6 protein-coding genes are annotated in these 18,100 nt (G+C 73.1%); all 6 read left to right on the forward strand.

Annotated elements, in window-relative coordinates; translation table 11 throughout:
* The first annotated feature begins 780 nt into the window (after positions 1–780).
* From ACZ7LV_RS27285 to ACZ7LV_RS27310, 6 genes are read left to right on the forward strand one after another with little or no spacing between them, the layout of a single operon-like run.
* The gene (locus ACZ7LV_RS27285) at positions 781–4,827 is read left to right on the forward strand and encodes a non-ribosomal peptide synthetase (protein ID WP_471942974.1); all 4,047 of its coding nucleotides are present in this window, start codon (positions 781–783) and stop codon (positions 4,825–4,827) included.
* Positions 4,824–14,375, forward strand: coding sequence for an amino acid adenylation domain-containing protein (locus ACZ7LV_RS27290; RefSeq protein WP_471942976.1), 9,552 nt, complete (start codon positions 4,824–4,826; stop codon positions 14,373–14,375). The genes ACZ7LV_RS27285 and ACZ7LV_RS27290 overlap by 4 nt, the downstream gene beginning before the upstream one ends.
* 12 nt (positions 14,376–14,387) lie before the next feature.
* Positions 14,388–15,533, forward strand: coding sequence for a GSCFA domain-containing protein (locus ACZ7LV_RS27295; protein ID WP_471942978.1), 1,146 nt, complete (start codon positions 14,388–14,390; stop codon positions 15,531–15,533).
* Positions 15,478–16,173, forward strand: coding sequence for a hypothetical protein (locus ACZ7LV_RS27300; RefSeq protein ID WP_471942979.1), 696 nt, complete (start codon positions 15,478–15,480; stop codon positions 16,171–16,173). Before ACZ7LV_RS27295 ends, ACZ7LV_RS27300 begins: the two co-directional genes overlap by 56 nt.
* Before the next feature lie 60 nt (positions 16,174–16,233).
* The gene (locus ACZ7LV_RS27305) at positions 16,234–17,112 is read left to right on the forward strand and encodes a TauD/TfdA dioxygenase family protein (RefSeq protein ID WP_471942981.1); all 879 of its coding nucleotides are present in this window, start codon (positions 16,234–16,236) and stop codon (positions 17,110–17,112) included.
* Positions 17,113–17,161: 49 nt separating this feature from the next.
* Positions 17,162–17,947 (forward strand): hypothetical protein, encoded by a 786-nt coding sequence (locus ACZ7LV_RS27310; RefSeq protein WP_471942982.1) that lies wholly within the window; start codon positions 17,162–17,164, stop codon positions 17,945–17,947.
* Positions 17,948–18,100: the final 153 nt, after the last annotated feature.

The following is an 18,100-nucleotide window of genomic DNA, read 5'->3' on the forward strand; positions in this document are numbered from 1 at the left end:
GCCTTCATCAGGAGACCGCCCGGGCGAAGAACACGTCCAAGGGTTCCCGACTTCCGCTTGTTTGTTGACATCGGATTGCGAATGGAGGGGGGTGTTCGCGGGCCGGCTCGGCTGCCTTTGCTTCCGCCGCGTCGAGCGCGCAGAAGGCGGTGATATGACTGTACGGGAATGGGCGCAAACATCTACGGATGCGAATCCGATACCGATCGCGGCGTTCTGGCCCTTGGTAATTCCACACTCTGACAATTCCCCGCCTGCGAGTCCCTTGGCCGGCCTGTCCCTCACAACTGGTCGGTCCGCCACAACCCCCGGTCCGTCCGAAGAGGGTGCCGCGGCCGGAGGGTCGTCGTTCGCCGGCCCACATGATGAGCCTGGAGGGCCGTCACCCGCCATGACCTGGGCTGATCTGCACGAGCGCCCGGCGCGAGGCGACAGAAGGGGCAGCCCTGCGGCTACGTGAGGGCACTGCGGAAAGTCAAGTGTTGACATGCGCCTGAGCAGTGACTGATCATCACCAATGCATCGCGAAGTGTTACGGCGAACCGCAATCCCACCATCCTTTCTCCTGAGAGCGGATCACCGGCCAGCATTTCTTCCGTCATATCCCTCACGACCGCTCAACAACGAGCCGACACCCCCTCCTCCTGCATGCTCCCGCGCTCCCTCAGTCCCCCGACACTGGGCGCGCGCTCTTCTCGGCCCCCCGGCCGTCCGGTGATCCCGGGCCGCCGTGTCCCTCCCCTCCCCCAGTCCCCTCTGACGGGAAGACCAGGTAAGCCGGTGCAGCACACCCCCACCTCCTTCCCCGCGCCCCGCCCGTGCGCGGACTCCGACAACCGCGCCGAGGACACCCCCAAGGCCCGGCCGGCCTCCTTCGCCCAGCAACGCCTTTGGTTCCTGGCACAGTTGCCCGGTGCGAACGCCGCGTACAACGAGACCGTGGCGCTCTCGCTCACCGGCCCGCTCGACCACCGGGCGCTGGCCAGGGCTCTGGACGCGCTCAGTGATCGCCACGAGACGCTGCGCACCCGGCTGGTGGTCGAGGCTGGGAGTGTCCAGCAGCTGATCGATCCGCCCGGCACCGGCTTCGCGCTGACCTCGCAGGACCTCAGCGGCCTCGCCGACCCCGACGCCCAGGTCACTGCCGTACAACGCCGGGAAGCGGGACAGGAGTTCGACCTGGAGGCCGGTCCCCTCGGGCGCGGCCGCCTGCTGAGTCTGGCCCCCGAGCGCCACGTGCTGCTCCTGACGTTCCATCACAGTGTTTATGACGGCGCGTCGATGAACGTCATGATGCGGGAAATCGGCCTGCTCTACGCGGCCTTGCGTGCGAACGACACGGTTCCCCTGGCACCGCTCGTCACGCAGTACGCCGACCACGCGCGAGCCCAGCGCGAGGCGGTACTGGCCGGTGCCCTGGCGGACCAGGAACACTACTGGGAGCAGGCGCTGTCGGACGCGCCGCCCGTTCTCGATCTGCCGACCGACCGGCCGCGTCCGGTGGAGCAGCGGTACGAAGGGGGCCGGGTCGAGTTCGCACTGGACGCGGACGTGCTCTCGGCGCTCCGTGCGCTGGCCCGGGCGCACAGTGCCACCCCGTTCGTGGCGGTGCTGACCGGCTGGATCAGCCTGCTCTCCCGCCTGTCCGGCCAGGACGACATCGTTGTCGGCAGTCCGGTGGCGAACCGGCGCGGACCCGGCGCGGCCGACCTCATCGGCTTCCTGGTCAACTCGCTTCCGCTGCGCGTCGATCTGTCAGGGGCCCCGACCGCAGCCGAGGCGCTCGCCCGCACTCGGGCCGTCGTCCGCGAAGCACTGGCCCACCAGGACCTGCCCTTCGAACGCATCGTCGAGCTTGCCAAACCGCCTCGCAGCGCCGCTCACACCCCATTGTTCCAGACCATGCTGGCCTGGGTCCCGGACCGCCGGAACCTGCTGGACCTGCCCGGCATCGATACCCAGCCGCTGCCGATCGCCGACGCCCCTGCCAAGTTCGATCTCGCCCTGTCGGTGACCGAGTCCGAGGGGCGCCTGCTCGGCCATCTCGACTACGCCACAGCCCTGTTCGACGACGCCACCGCGCGGCGCTGGGCGCAGTATCTGCAGCGGCTGCTGACCGACATGGCCCACCGTCCCGACCGCGGCATCCGGGATCTGGAACTGATGGACCCGGAGGAGTCGCGGCGGCTGGTGCGCGAGGGCGACGCCACGCCGTCGGGCGACAGGGAGCCGGAGAACGCTCCGGCGGTTGCCGATGCGGAGGTCGATCCGGTCGCCCTCGCCCTGCGGTCGGCGTCCGGGATCGCGGCGCTGTTCGAGGCACAGGCACGGGCGCGTGGGGAACTGACGGCGGTGGTCGACGGCGAGAGGTCACTCGATTACGCGACCGTCGACCGCCGCGCCAACCGGCTGGCGCACGCCCTCGCTGCCAGGTCCGTGCGTCCCGGTGACGTGGTGGGCCTGCACGCCGGACGGTCCTGCGACCTCGTCGTCGGCATCCTGGGCATCCTCAAGGCGGGCGCCGCCTACCTTCCACTGGACCCCGGGCAGCCCCGCGAGCGGCTCGCCGGCATGGTTGATGACGCCGCCTGCCGCGTCGTACTGAGCGACCAGGGCGACGACACGGACCGGCCGGAGGGCTGGCTCGCGCTCGCCGCCGTCGAAGCCGAGGGAGCGGAGAGCGAGCGGCCGCCGTCCGACACCGACCGCGCGCCGGACCGCACGGCGTACGTGATCTTCACCTCCGGGTCCACGGGCCGGCCCAAGGGTGTCGCGGTGGAGCACCGCAGTGTCCTCAACCTCTTCGCCACCTGGCACGACCGCATGGGCACGGCCCCCGGCGAGGCCGGTTCGGCCTGGTCCAGCATCGGCTTCGACGCCTCCATCCATGAACTACTGCTCCCCTTGACCACCGGCGGTGTCCTGCACCTCGTCCCCGAGGCGCTGCGCGGAGACCCGCAGGCATTGCTGGCCTGGCTGCGCGAGCGACAGGTGACCCAAGCGTTCCTGCCGCCGGCCTACGTCAGGTGGATCGACGAGGACCCCGCCGTACGGCTGCGCGGGCTGGCGCTGCGCAAGCTGCTCACCGGAGTGGAGTCGCTCACCGAGGCCGCCCTGCACCGCATGACCTTGCACCTGCCCGGCCTGCGAATCTGCTACGGCTACGGGCCCACCGAGGCGACGCTGTACAGCACCGCCTACTACGCGCCGCGTCCGCTGGAGCGTCCCTGCCCCATCGGCCGCCCGCTGCCCGGCACCCGTCTCTACCTGCTCGACGACCGGATGCGGTCCGTGCCGCCGGGCGTGGTGGGAGAGGTCTACCTCGGCGGGTCCTCGCTCGCCCGGGGCTACCTCAACCGCCCCGACCTCACCGGGGAGCGTTTCCTGCCCGACCCGTTCGTTCCCGGCGAGCGGATCTACCGAACCGGTGACCTGGCCAGGCGGCAGCCGGACGGCGAGGCGGTCTACGCGGGGCGCGCGGACGATCAGGTCAAGCTGCGCGGGTTCCGGATCGAACCGGCGGAGGTCGAGGCGGCGTTCATGGCACTCCCCGGTGTCCGGGAGGCCGTGGTCCTCGCCGACCGCGACGCCGCGGGGCAGGCCCGGCTGGTCGCCGGGGTCGGTCGGGGTACGGCACCGGCGCGTGCCGCCGGCGACTGGCGCGCCGCGCTCTCCCGCCGTCTGCCCGATTACATGATCCCGGCCGTCGTGGTCGACCTCGACGCCCTGCCGCTCAACCGCAGCGGCAAGGTCGACCGTGCCGCCCTGCTGGCACTGGCCCACGAGCGGACCTCCACGCAGGTCAACACCGCCAGCCCGCGCGACCACGTCGAGCACGCCCTGTACCGGATATGGCGGAGCGTGCTGCTTCAGCCGGACATAGGCGTCAGCGACGACTTCTTCGAGGTGGGCGGCACTTCCCTGTCGGCCATCAAGATGGCCCACGCCGTCACGGTGGCGTTCGGCCGGCATCTGCCGGTGGCCGAGGTCATGACGCGGCCCACGATCGAGGCGCTCGCCGCGCTGCTGCGCGAGGACGGCACCGACTCCGCCCCGGGCAGTCTCATCGAGTTCCGGCGTGGCGTGGGGCCGCGGGTGGTCTGCGTCCACCCGGCCGGGGGCACCGCGTTCTGCTACCTGCCGCTGGCCGAGCATCTGCCCGCCGAGGCGGGGCTCTACGGTATCCAGTCGCCGGGCGTGAACCCCGGCGAGGAGGTCCTGCCCACGGTGGAGGCCATGGCGGAGGAGTATCTACGCCTTATCGGCCCGATGGACGACGGCCCGGTCGTGCTGACCGGCCTGTCCTACGGGGGTCTGGTCGCCCACCGGATGGGGGAGATCCTCGGCCGGGCCGGGCGCCGTGACGTCAGTGTCGTCCTCCTCGACACCCAGGCCACCGACGACGCCGCGGCCCGTGCGGCGATCACCGCCGTCGACGAGGCGGAGTTCCGCGACAAGCTGGTGAGGTTCAACGGGATGTATCCCGGCATCGACGACGCGCAGATCGAGCGCTACTTCCGGCTGTACAACCACAACCGGTCGACGGCCCGGGAGTACCTGCCCACCGCCTCCCCGACCCGCCTGGTCCTGGCCCAGGCCGTGCCGGACGGTGACGACACGCCGTTCCACGCCGAGGTCCGTGCCTTCTGGCGGCGGCGGGCCGAGGGGGACTTCCAGGTCGAGACCCTCGCCTGTGACCACTGGGAGATCCTCGAAGGCCCCGAAGCGGTTCGTGTCGGTGCCCTGTTGACGGCGGAACTGGCCCACCACGGACACCGGTCCGCGCCGGCGTCCGCCGCTGCCCTCCCCGTGGCGGGAGCCCGATGAACACCGACGTCACCTCCCCTTCCGCCGGCGCGTCCCCGAGCCGGTCGGCCTCCGCTCTCGCCGACGCGGTGCTCGCCCGGGCCCGGCGCACCCCGTCCGCCGTCGCCGTCGAGGACGACACGCACCTGCTCGACCACGCCGACCTCGACCGCCTCAGTAGCCGGGTGGCCACGCGGCTGCGCGATCTCGGGGTGGGTCCGGGGCAGGCCGTCGCCGTCTGCCTGCCGCGTTCCTGGCGGCTGGTGTGCGTGATGCTCGGCATCCGTCGCGCCGGTGCCACCGTCGTCCCCCTGGACCGGCTCAGCCCGTCCGACCGGCAGCGGCACATCCTCGACGACTCGGGCGCCGTCGCCGTCGTTTACGACGAACTCCCCGATGTCGGGCGAGAGTTCCTCACCCTCGACGCCGACCTGCTCCTGCGCGAAGAGGAACCGGACGCGGTGCGGGAGGCCCGGACCGAACCGCCCGCGAAGGCGTCGGCGGACACCGGGGACACCGGGACGGGATTCGTCTTCTACACCTCCGGCAGCACGGGCCGCCCCAAGGGCGTCGAGGTCACCGACGCGGGCGTGCTGCGCCTCGCCGAGCCCGGTTACATCGACCTGCGGCCCGGCGCCCGGTACGCCTGCCTGTCCAACCCTGCCTTCGACGCCCTCAGCTTCGAAGTCTGGGCACCGCTGCTGACCGGCGGTGTCTGCGTGATCCTCGACGACGAGCAGGTGCACAGCCCGCATCGGCTGGCCGGGGCGCTGACGGACCGGCGCATCGACACACTGTTCATCACGGTCGCGCTGTTCAACACCGTCGTCGAGAGGGTGCCCGACTGTTTCGCCACCGTCGCCCAGGTCCTCGTCGGCGGCGAGCAGCTCGACGCGCAGCTGATACGCCGGTGGTACGCGGCCAACACCGCCTCACGCACCGTCCTGCACAACGTGTACGGGCCCACGGAGGCGACCACCTTCGCCCTCTGCCATCCGATCCCCCGGGACTTCGCGGGCGCCACCGTCCCCCTCGGCACCCCGCTGACCGGCACGCGCACGTTGCTGCGCACCGAGGACGGACGCACCGCGGAGCCGGACGAGATCGCCGAACTGCTCCTCGCGGGTCCCGCGTTGGCCCGGGGTTACCGCAACCTGCCCAGGCAGACCGAGCAGAGCTTCGTCATGCTGCCGGCACCGGAGGGCGAGGCGGGCGGCGAGGAGCGCTGGTACCGCACGGGCGACCTCGTGCGCCGGGACACCGAGGGACGGGTGACCTACGTCGGCCGGGCCGACCGCCAGGTCAAGGTGCGCGGCTTCCGCATCGAGCCCGGCGAGGTGGAGCGACGCGTCCTCGCCCACCCTGACGTGCGCCAGGCGTACGTGTGCACCCGCCGCGACGAGGCCGGCCGCAACGAACTGCTCGCCTTCGTCGTCCCGGGCGGAGATCCCGGCGACCTCTCCTTCGACGCCTACGACCGGCACCTCACGACCGGGCTGCCCCCGTACATGCGGCCCCACCACACCCATCTCGTACCGGAACTGCCGCTCACCGCCAACGGCAAGGTCGACCGGGAGGCGCTGCTGCGCGACGCCCCGGCACCGTGGCGGCGCTCGTACGAGAGCGAGGGACGCGTCAGCGACGAGCAGCGGCCCGTACTCGACCTCGCCGAGGACATCCTCGGAGTGTCCGGCCTGCGCCCCGAGGACCGGTGGATACCGCACGGCGGTGACTCCCTGAAGGCGCTGCGCCTCCGCTTCGAGGTCATGCGGCGTTTCCACGTCGACCTGCCGCAGAGCCTGGTGCTCACCGCCGACTTCGCCGCCCTCGCCGAGGCCGTGCACGCCCAGGACGCCGCGACCGGCGAGCACCCACCCGTGCCCGCCGCCTCAGGCGAACCGACCGCGCCGGCCACCAGGGAGCAGGAACGCCTCTGGTTCCTGCACCAGCGGGACCCCGAGGACCGCGCCTACGACGTACCGCTCGTCTTCCGCCTCCGGGGCGGCGTCGACCGGGCGGCCCTGCGCCGGGCGGTGCGCGGGCTGGTGGAACGGCACGCGGCCCTGCGTACGCGACTGGTCCCAACCCCGCACGGGCTGCGCCAGCGGGCGGGCGACCCGTACGACCCCTGGGAGCCGCTCGACGACGACGCCCTGGATGCGCGGGACTTCGACGGCAGTGAGGGCGAGGGGTGGCAAAGCCTCGCCGACCGGTTCTTCGACCACCACTTCGACCTCACGGACACCCGTATGCTGCGCGCCGCGTGGGTGGGCGGTCCGGACGAGGGGGTGCTCCTGCTGCACCTGCACCACGTCGCCGTGGACGGCTGGTCGCTCAACCTCCTCTTCCGCGACCTCGCCGACGCCTACTCCGCCGCGCTGCGGGGCGAGTCGGGCCTGCCCGGCACCGCGTCCGCGTCCACGCCGCTGGAGTTCGCGCGATGGCAGCGGGAGTGGCAGGCGAGCCCCGCGTACGGACGGCGACGGGCCCGGCTCGGTGAGCGCTACGGCCGTGACGGCGAGCTGTCGCCCGTCCTGCCCGCCTCGAAGGAGGTGGCTGTCCGGCCCCGGGCGAGGCTGCTGCGGACCTCCCTCGACCTGGTCCGCCGGGCCGCCCTTGACCGGCTCGCCGCCGAACGTGGGCTGACCCGCTTCCAGTTGCTGGTGTCCGCGTTCGCCGCGAGCGTGTACGGCGTGACCGGCCAGGAGCGTCCGCTCGTCGCGTCGCCGGTCTCCGGCCGGTCGCGGCCCGAGTTCGCCGATGCCGTCGGCATGTTCGCCAACACCGTGCTCCTGCAGCTGGAGCTGCGCCCCCGCGAGGGTCTGGCCGCCCAGCTCGCCTCGCACGCCGACACCGTCCGGGACGTCCTGGAGGACCAGGAGGTGGCCCTGGCTGACCTGTTGTCCGATCCGGTGCTCCGCGAACGCGCCCCTCTCTTCGACTATCTGTTCGTCCTGGAGAACACCGACTTCTCCGCGCTGCGGCTGGACGGTTGCGAGGTCCGGCCCGTGTGGCTCGAGCCGTTGGGCGCCAAGTGCGCGCTCACCCTGTCCGTCGTCGAGCACGAGTCCGGCTTCGATTGCCTGTGGGAGTACCGCGACGACCTCGGCGCCGAACGCGCCGAGGCGGCGGCGCGGCTGTTCCGCCGGTGCCTGGACCACTTGACCGACGGCGACGACGTCACCTTGCACGAGCTGATCGCCGACCACCGCCGCGGTCTGCCCGACACCGGCCGGGGCGAGGAGCTCGTCCCCGATTTCGCGACCGTTGCCGACGGCTTCGCCCGGCAGGTGGCCGCCACCCCGCACGCCCCGGCCCTCACGGACGGCGGGACGACCCTCACGTACGCAGAACTCGACGCGCGTGCCGATGCGTTGGCAACCGATCTGCGCGCCCGCCATCCGCTGCCGGCCGACCCCGCCGCTCCGGCGTCCGTCGCGCTCTACCTCCCGCCCTCCGTCGAGCACATCGTGGCGCTGCTGGCCGCCGCTCGACTGGGCGTGACCGTCGTCCCCCTCGACCCGGCCTATCCGCCGGCCCTGCTGCGACACGTGCTCGACCAGGCGGATCCCCTGTGCGTGCTGGTGACCCGGCCGGACCTCGGTGTCCTGGAGACCCTCGCGCCGCCGTCGCTCCCGCGCCACGTCGTCACCCTCGCCGACACACCCGCCGCGGTTCCCGCGCCGTACACGCACGAGGGGCTGCGTCCGCTGTACACGCTCTTCACGTCGGGCTCCACCGGCGCCCCCAAGGGCGTCCAGGTCCCCGACCGGACCCTGTGCAACCTGCTGACCTGGCAGCGCGTCGCGGGCGGACTGGACCGGCCGACCCGTACCCAGCAGTTCTCGATGCTCTCCTTCGACGTCTCCTTCCAGGAGATCTTCACCACGCTGTGCTCCGGGGGCCTGCTGCATCTGGTCGAACCTGGCTGGCGGCACGACGCGCCGGCCCTGCTCGAACAGTTGGAGTCGGCGGCGGTGGAGCGCATCTTCCTGCCGTACGTGGCGCTCCAGTTGCTCGCCGAACACGGTGTCCGCACCGGGCGGTACCCGTCACGCCTGCGCGAAGTCATCACCGCCGGAGAGCAGTTGGTGTGCACCGACGCGATCCGCCGCTGGTTCGCCGGACTGCCCGGTGCGCGTCTGTTCAACCACTACGGCCCCACCGAGACGCATGTCGTCAGCGCCCTGTGCCTGGAGGGCGACCCGGCAGACTGGCCGCTGCGCCCCGCCATCGGGCGGCCCGTGGCGGGCGCGGTCCTTCGCGTGGTGGACGGCAGCGGTCTCCCCGCTGCGCCGGGGGCCACCGGCGCACTGCTGATCGGCGGGCCCATGGCGGGCCGCTGCTACCTCGGTGACCAGGCCGCGCACCGCGAGCGCTTCACCGACGACCCCGAGCTTGGCGTGCTGTACCGGACGGGCGACCTCGCCCGCTTCGACACGCGGGGACTGCTCCACTACGCGGGGCGGGACGACGCCCAGATCAAACTCGCCGGTCACCGGCTGGAGCTGGGGCAGGTCGAGGCTGCGATCCTTCAGTACCCGGGCGTGGTCAACGCGGTCGCGGCCGTGGTGGACGGCCGCCTGGTCGCCGCGCTGGAGTGCCGGGGCGACGACCCCGATCCGGCCAAGCTCGCGGACCATCTGTCGGCGCTGCTGCCTGCTCATGTCCGCGTCGCCCGCTTCCGTCGCGTGACCGCGCTGCCACGCACCCCGAGCGGCAAGCTGGACCGGCGCGCGACGCTGACCGCCCCTGGTCACGATCTGCGCCAGGGAGAACCGGCCGCCGCCGACCTGTCACCACTGGAGAAGCGTCTGACGGCGCTGTTCGAGGACGTCACCGGCAGACCGGTCGGCGTGCGCCAGCGGTACTTCGACGCCGGCGCCACCAGCCTGGACCTCATGCGGTTCCAGCTCGCCTGCGCGGGCGAGGACGGGCTCTCCTTCTCCGTACCGGATCTCTTCGAACACGTCACGCTCCGCGCCCTCGCCGGTTTCCTGGAGGGGCGACACGCAGGGCACGACGCGGCGGATCGCGTGGCGGTACGACCGGACGGGGCGGCGGGCGGGGCCCTGCCGGGCCGGGTGACGGGCATGGCCGCAGCGGACGGGGACAGCGGCGCGATCCGACCCGGCCGGGAAGCCGACGTGCTACGACCGGCCCCGGACACAGCCACGGTCCGACCGGCCCCCGAGGCCGCCGACGAGCCCATCGCGGTCATCGGCATGGCCGTGCGGCTGCCGGGCGCGCCCGACCTGGCCGCCTTCTGGGACCTCGTGGCCTCCGGCCGCCGTGGCATCGAGCACTTCCCCGCGGCGGACGGCCGGGTGGGTGCCCGCAGCCAGATGGAGGGGCTCCTCGCCTTCGACGCGGGGCGCTTCTCCATCAGCCCGGCCGAGGCCCGGCTGATGGACCCGCAGCAGCGCCACCTGCTCATGAGCTGCGTCGAGGCGCTCGCCCACGCCGGTATCGGCGACCCGGCCGGCCGGCGGGTGGGGCTGATCGCGGCATGCGGGGAGAACACCTACTTCCAGAACATGCTGCGCGAGGGCGATCCGAACGTGCTGCCCGACGCCTTCCGGCTGGCCCTGCACCACGAGAAGGACTTCCTGGCCACCAAGGCGGCTTACCACCTGGGGCTGACCGGAGCCGCCTTCACCGTGCAGTCGGCGTGCTCCAGTTCGCTCGTCGGCGTGCACCTCGCGGCGGGGCTGCTGCGCCAGGGCGACGCCGAGGTCATGCTCGTCGGCGGTGTCCTCGTCGACACCGAACTTACCGGCGGCTACACCTACCGGCCGCAGCACATCTTCTCCCCCGATGGGCACTGCCGGCCGTTCAGCGCGGACGCCGCGGGCACCGTGGGGGCCAGCGGCACCGGTGTGGTCGTCCTGAAACCCCTCGCCGCCGCCCGCCGCGACGGCGACACGGTGTACGCGGTCGTCACGGGGTCCGGCATCAACAACGACGGCTCGGACAAGCTCAGTTACAGCGCGCCCGCCCGCTCCGGCCAACGGGCCGCGATCCGCGCCGCCCTGCGCCGCAGCGGCCGTACGGGAACCGACATCGGCTATGTGGAGGCGCACGGCACCGGCACCGCCCTGGGCGACCCGGTGGAGGCCGCCGCGCTGCGCGACGCATACGGTCTGGCGGACGACGCGGGCGTGGCGCTGTCCTCCGTCAAGAGCCAGATCGGGCACCTGGGCGCCGCCGCGGGCGTCGTCGGCATGGTCCGTGCCGTGCTCGCCGTCCACCACGGGGTGGTCCCGCCCACCGCTGACTTCGACCGCCTCAACCCGGAGATCGACGCGGGACCGTTCCGGGTGCCGGTGACGGCCGAACCCTGGCCCCGGGACGTGCCCCGCGTGGCCGCCGTCAGCAGTTTCGGGATCGGCGGAACCAATGCGCACCTGCTTCTGGAACACCCCGCCGACCGGCCGGCCGGACCGGCGCCCGGCACCGCCACACCCACTGCCACGGCCGCCACAGCGCCCGCTGTGCCGTGCGTCATGCTCTCCGCGAGCAGCGAGGCCGCCCTGCGTGCCGACGGGCGCCGCATCGCCGACTACCTGGACGCGCACCCCGCCGCCTACCCGCAGGTCCTGCGGCACCTTCAAGCCGGGCGACCCGCGCTCGGTCACCGTGCGGCGGCGCTGTGCCCGGACGCCGCGTCGGCCTCGGCCTGGCTGCGCGCGCCCGCGCCGATCGCCGCTCCGGTCGCCGTCCGCTCCGCCCGGGAGGAGGCGCCGGTGCGCAGCGGCGACCCGCGTCACCTCGCGGAGGCCTGGACGGCCGGCCGCACCGTCGCCTGGCCCGAGGGACCGACTTGCGCGCCCTGGGACTTCCCACCGCCCGCTCTCGACCTGTCCGAGTACGACTTCCCGCGCGTCCCCGACCGGGCCGCGCCCGCGTCCGCCTCCGCGCCGGCTCCGGACGACGCCGGCCCGCCGTCTCGGCGGCTGCCCGCCGATCAGTGGCTGCACCAGCCGCAGTGGACACGGCTGCGCCGGACCCGGACCGGTGTTCCCTCGGAACCGGACACGGCCGTCGGCGCCGTGGACGTCCCCGGGACGCCGACGGACGGCCCCACGGAGTCCCGTACCGCACGGCGTACCGCCCTCGTCGTCACCGCGGACATCGGTGGTGGCACCCGGGGTGACAGCGGCGAGGACGCCTGGCGGTTCCTCGAAGACCACTACACACGGGTGGTGCGGGTGCGCCCCGCGACGGCTCTCGCCCGACTCGCCGACGACCGTTACGAGGTCGACCCCGGCGACGCGGCCCAACTCGCGGCCCTGCTCGCCCTGGTCGGCGTCGGTGCCGGCCGGCCGGATGGCGGAGCCGGCGGCATCGACTGGCTGCACGCGCTGCCGCTGTCCCTGGACGTCCGGGTCGACGAGCGCGCGCTGGAGGACGCCCAGCGGGTCTGCCTCGACGCGGTGGCCGCGCTGGGCAAGGCCCTGGCCGACCTGCCGGACGTCTCGAGGCCCCGCGTGTGGCTGCTGTCGCACCGGGCACAGCCCGTCACCGGCGCCGTCGCCACACCCTTGGCCGGCCTCCTCGCGGCGGGCATCGAGACACCCCGCCAGGAACTGGGGGTGGTCCCCCGCTGGATCGACCTGCCCGGCCCCGACCCGGCGGACTGGGCACCGTACCTGCCGGAACTGCTGCGTGACGACACGCTCGCCCCGCGCGTGGTCGCCCTGCGCGACGGCTACTGGTGGCATCGCCCGCTTCAGCCGGTCCCCACTCCCACGTTCCCGTCCACCGCCGACCGGGTGGCGGAACCGGGAACGCACCTGATCCTCGGTGGGACCGGCGGCATCGGTGCCACGCTGGCGGCCCGTCTGCTGACGGACCCCGCCAACCGCGTGGTCCTGGTCGCCCGCGGCACCGAGGTGCCGTCGAGGCTACGGCCGTACGGGGACCGTGTGACCCTGGTCGGCGCCGACCTCGCCGCGGAGGACCTGGACGTGATCGCCGACCGGCTCGCCCCGCACCTGGACGGCCTCACCGGTGTCGTGCACGCGGCGGGCACGGCCGCGGGCACGCTCCTCGCCGGGCGGGTGGCAGCCATGGCCCGCCGCGCCACCGCGGCCAAGCTGCGCGGCGCCCTGCTCGTCGAACGGCTCGCGGCCCGCCACGCCCCGGCGTACGTGGCCTACTGCTCGTCGATGGCGGCCCACCACGGCGGGGTCGGCCAGTTCGACTACGCGGCGGCCAACGCCTGCCTGGACGCCTTCGCCCACCACACACCCCCGTCGGGCGGCGGGGCGACCGTCCGGTTGAGCATCGGCTGGGACATCTGGGGCCAGGTCGGCATGGCACGGCAGGCGCTGGCTAGTGACAGCCGCCACCAGGAACACCTGAAGGTCGCGCTCACCCCGGAGGACGGCGCGGCGGTCTTCGCCCACGCCCTGAGCCTGCGACTGCCGCACCTGTTGGTCAGCACGACACCTCTGCCGCAGGCCCGGTACTTCTACGAGGCAACGCCCGCCGCCCACCGGAGCGGGTCGCGGGAAGACATGACGGAAGACTTGAGGGAGACCGCGGCAGAGGGAGCCCTCTCGGGCGAACCGGCGGCCGGCCTCACCGAGGTCCTGTGCGAACTGCTCGGCGTCGACACCGTCGACCCCGACGCCCCTCTGTACGACCTGGGGGCCGACTCGCTGACCCTCCTCGAACTGCTGGAGGAGGTGAAACGCCGTCATGGCACCGACATCGACCTAGCCGCCCTCGGCCACCACGTGACCCTCACGGAAATCCTGGGGAAGCTGGGCGGCGGCGCCCGTCAACCCGCCCGGTCGGGCGGCGAGGCAGAGGTCGAGGTCTGGCAGCGCGGCACCGGCGAGGATGTCCTGTGCCTGGTCCATCCGGTCGGCGGCGACATCCAGGCGTACCGGCCGCTGGTCTCGGCCCTGCCCGGCGCACTGACGGTCTGTCTGATCCCCGACCCGGCGCTGCGCGACCCGCGGCTGCCCGCCCGGTCGATCTCCGACCGCGCCGCCGACTATCTGCGGGCCGTGCGGGCCGCCTTCCCCGAGGCGGGTCACCGGCTGCGGCTGGCAGGCTGGTCGTTCGGGGCGTGGACCGCCCTGTCGATGGCGGCCCTCGCCGAAAGAGAGGGGCGGCCCGCCGCGGGCCTGTACCTTCTCGACCCTCCGCCGCCCGGCGCCGGAACGGAGTTCGCCGCGTACGACAAGGCACAGGTGGACGAGGTCTTCGCCCGTGAGCTGGGCGGCAGCCGCGCCGAGGGCCTCACCGATCCGGGCCGCGCGTACGCCGAGCGCCTCGCCCGCTGCTGCCGGGCCAACCTGGCCGCCATGGCCGAGCACCGGCTGCCGCGGATCACGACGACACCCACCACGTTGTGGCTCGCCGAACGCCCGGTGGACACCCCCGTGCTCGCCCCAAGGCCGACACCGCCGGGCGCCTGGGACGCGCACCTGCCCCGGACCTCGCTGGTGCGCCGGGTCGACGCCGACCACTACGGCCTCGTCGCCGTGCCGCACGCGCGAGACGTCGCCGCCGTACTCGGCGCCGGCCCGGGTCCCTCCACCCGGCAGCCCTGAGGAGGCACCCCGATGGCATCACACCCTTATACGAGCTTGCCGGAGCGCTCCTTCTGGCGCAGCGCGGTCGCCGAACGGGACCCGCTGGACATCGCTGACCTGTGGACGCCGAAGTGGCCCATCGGGCAGGACGCGCCCGTCATCACCGCGGGGTCCTGCTTCGCCGGCCACATCGGACGCGCCCTGCTGGAGGAGGGCATGCACTGGTACGACGCCGAGCCGCCGCCCCCGGGACTGACCGCCGAGCAGCAATCGGCCCGCGGCTACCGCCGGTTCTCCTTTCGCACGGGGAACATCTACACCGCAGCGGCGCTGCGCCAGTGGATCGCCTGGGCACTCGGCTCCCGCATGCCCCCCAAGGAGGTCTGGGAGGAGGACGGGCGCTTCTACGACCCGTACCGGCCCACGGTGGAGCCGGACGGGTTTGCTTCGCCCGGTGTGCTGCTGCGCTCCCGCGAGGTCACCCTCGCCGCACTGCGCACCGCGCTGGCCGAGGCGGAGGTCTTCGTCTTCACCCTCGGCCTGACCGAGGCGTGGCACGACACGGAGCGGGAGACCGTGCTGCCGATGTGCCCCGGGACGGTCCGCGGTTCCTTCGACGCCGGCCGGTACGTCCTGCGCAACCACACGGTCTCGCAGGTGCACGAGGACCTCGCGGCGGCGCTGGCCATGGCCCGGAGCGTCAACCCCGGTCTGCGGACGGTCCTCACGGTCTCTCCTGTGCCGCTGACGGCCACCGCCACCGGACGGCACGCCTTGGTCGCGACCACCTTCTCGAAGTCGGTGCTGCGAGCAGCGGCCGGGCAGCTCGCGGACGAGGACGACCGCGTCGACTACTTCCCGTCGTACGAGATCGTCACGGGACTGCCGGGGCTCCCGGTCCTCCCGGCCCTTTCGGGTGACCGGGACCCGTCGGGTACCTCGGGCGCGCCGGCTTCCGGAGGCCGGCGGGGCTTCTTCGAGGCCAACCTGCGTACCGTCCGTCCCGAGGGCGTGGCCTTCGTGATGGGGCACTTCTTCCGGGCCCTGCGGGGCGAACCGGCCCGCACACCGCACACTCCCCCGCAGCCGCCGCCCACCGCCGGCGGAGAGGACCACGCCTGTGACGACGCCCTCCTCGACTACTACGGCCCCCGCCCGGTTCCTCCTGCTCGGTGACTCCCACGCGGCCTGCGTCGGTCAGGCAGCGCGGGCCGCCGGACTGCCCTTCGCGGGCGGGCCGGTCGGTTCGGGCCGGGATTTTCTGGGCCCTTTCTTCGACACCGACGGCACCGAGATCCGCTTCCGCGCGCCCGAAGGACAGCGGCTCTACCGGGAGTTCCTCGACGCCCTGGGCGCCGAGGGGCTCGCCGGGCTGCCGGTGCCGCTGGTGTGCACCTTCGGGTTCAGCGCCCACACGGTGGCCACCCGGCAGAACTGGGACGTCCACCGCGACCGCCGCGGCGACTTCCCGGAGTCCTTCCTGCGCAGCGCGTACTTCTCGGCCCTGGTGCGTGCCATGATCCGCGGCGCGCTCGCCTTCTACGACCACACGGCCGCGCTCGGTCTGCGGGTGGTGGCGGTCATGCCGCCGCAGCGGGTCCCCGACATGTCGGACGCACGGGTGTTCCACGCCGCGCAGGACGTCGTGCGTGACGAGGTCACCGCGCGCGGCGTCGAGATCGTCGACCTGCGGGCCCGGGCGACCGACCGCTCGGGAGAGCAACGCCCCGCCTTCTGTCTGCCGAACGACACGATCCACGGCAACCTCGCCTTCGGCCGCCTCGTGGTCGCCGAACTCCTCGACCGCGGACTGTGATCCGCCCCGCCCTCATCCGTTCCAGTCCTCTGCCCCACCCCGTCCCATCCGGAGGTCCCCATGGAGCAGTACGCCCTTCAGGCCGTCGAACGCCTGACCACCCGGCCCGCCGAGCCGTACGAGACCCTCTCGGTCAGCCCCCTCACCCCGCTGCTGGGCGCGGAGGTCTCGGGCCTCGACCTGTCGCAGGAGCTGACGCCCCAGCAGGAGAAGGAGGTCAAGCACGCCTTCCAGACCCACCACGTCCTCGTCTTCCGCGACCAGGACCTCACACCCGAGCAGCACAAGGAATTCGCGGGCGTCTTCGGTGAACTGCACCCGGTCACCCTCCCCGTGGAGGGTTCCGACCCGTACATCCTGGAGATCAGCGCGGACAAGAATTCGCGAGCCGTGGCCGGCAACGGCTGGCACTCCGACGGTACGGCGGACCCGGCGCCCTCCCTCGGGTCTTTGCTGTACCTCACGACCGTTCCCGACGGGGGCAGCGGCGGCGACACCCTGTTCGCCAACATGCACCTCGCCTACGAGCTGCTCTCCCCCGCGATGAAGGAGTTCCTCGGCGGACTGACCGCCCTGCACGACGGCGCCCTGCCGTGGACCGCCGCCGGGCAGACACCTCCAGCCGAGTACGACGTGCCCCGCACCGAGCACCCCGTCGTCGTCCGACACCCGGAGAACGGCCGCGAGCTGCTCTTCGTGAACGCCCCCTACACCTCGCACATCACCCAGCTCTCCCGCACCGAGAGCGACACCCTGCTGGGCATGCTGTACGCGCACGTAGCCCGCACCCCACTGCTGCAGTGCCGCGTGCGGTGGCAGCCGCGCACCCTGGTGGTCTGGGACAACCGCAGCGTGCAGCACCACGCCGTGTGGGACTACTTCCCCCTCACACGGCTCGGCCGCCGGGTCGCCGTCGAGGGCACGCCCCTGCACCGCTGATTCAGTCCGCGCAATTCATCGATCCCTGGGGACAGGAGGGCGGTACCGCATGACTTCCACGACCGACGGGGCGGCGGGGTTCCTGACCGCGTTGAGGTCACCGGACGCCGAACCCAGGTTCGGCCCGGCATCTCCCGTGGAGCTGTGGCCAGTTGCGACCGCCCTCCACGACGTGTTGCCGACCGACGTCCGCGACGGCTGGGTCCTTCGTCTGTACGCGCTGCTCCAGGAGCGGTACGCGGAGGACACGGCCACCGATCTTTCGGTGGGTTCCAGCCTGTCGGTGGTCCACGACTGGCACCGCCACACGGTCCTGCCCCTCCTCGCCGAGACGATGCCCGGCGCGGCGGCGGTGCCGTTCTCCTCACTCGCCCGTCTGCATACCGGGGCGGCCGCGGGGCAGCCGGCCGCTCCGGAAGCCTGGCGGACCGCGCTGCATCCGGTCCTGCTCCACGTCCACACCGCCGCGTACGACCGGACGACCGCCTACGCCGAAGGCCACGCGGGGGCCCGCGACTACGCGCTGTCCCACGGCCGGCCCCCGGCCGAGGCCGACGCCTACGGTCACGAGTACGCCGAGCTGAGCTGCACCGCCAACGCGCGCGCCTTCGCCGAGGCGCACGCGCTGGCCTCGAGCGACGCACTGGCACTCGCCTACGCCGCCGACGACCGCAGGGCCTACGCGGACACCTTCCCCGGTTCCCACGTACGAGCGGTGGTCCGTGCCTGCGAACAGGCCGGACCGCCCGCACCGGCCGCCGGGAATCCGGCCGCGCGTCTGTCCCAGGGGTTCCTCACCGCACTGGTAGGGGCGCGACCGCTCCGGGGCCGGTGATCGCGCGGTCGCCGGGGGCCTGAAGCCGTCGGCGGCGGGTCGGCCAGGGGAACCACATCAGCCTTCGACGCCTCCGGGACGGCCGAGGGCAAGGGTCACGATCCGCCGCCAGTCCAGCGGCGGTTCCGACGGCGCGGTGCCCGGCCTTTGCAG

The sequence above is a fragment of the Streptomyces sp. NPDC107562 genome (assembly GCF_055657325.1).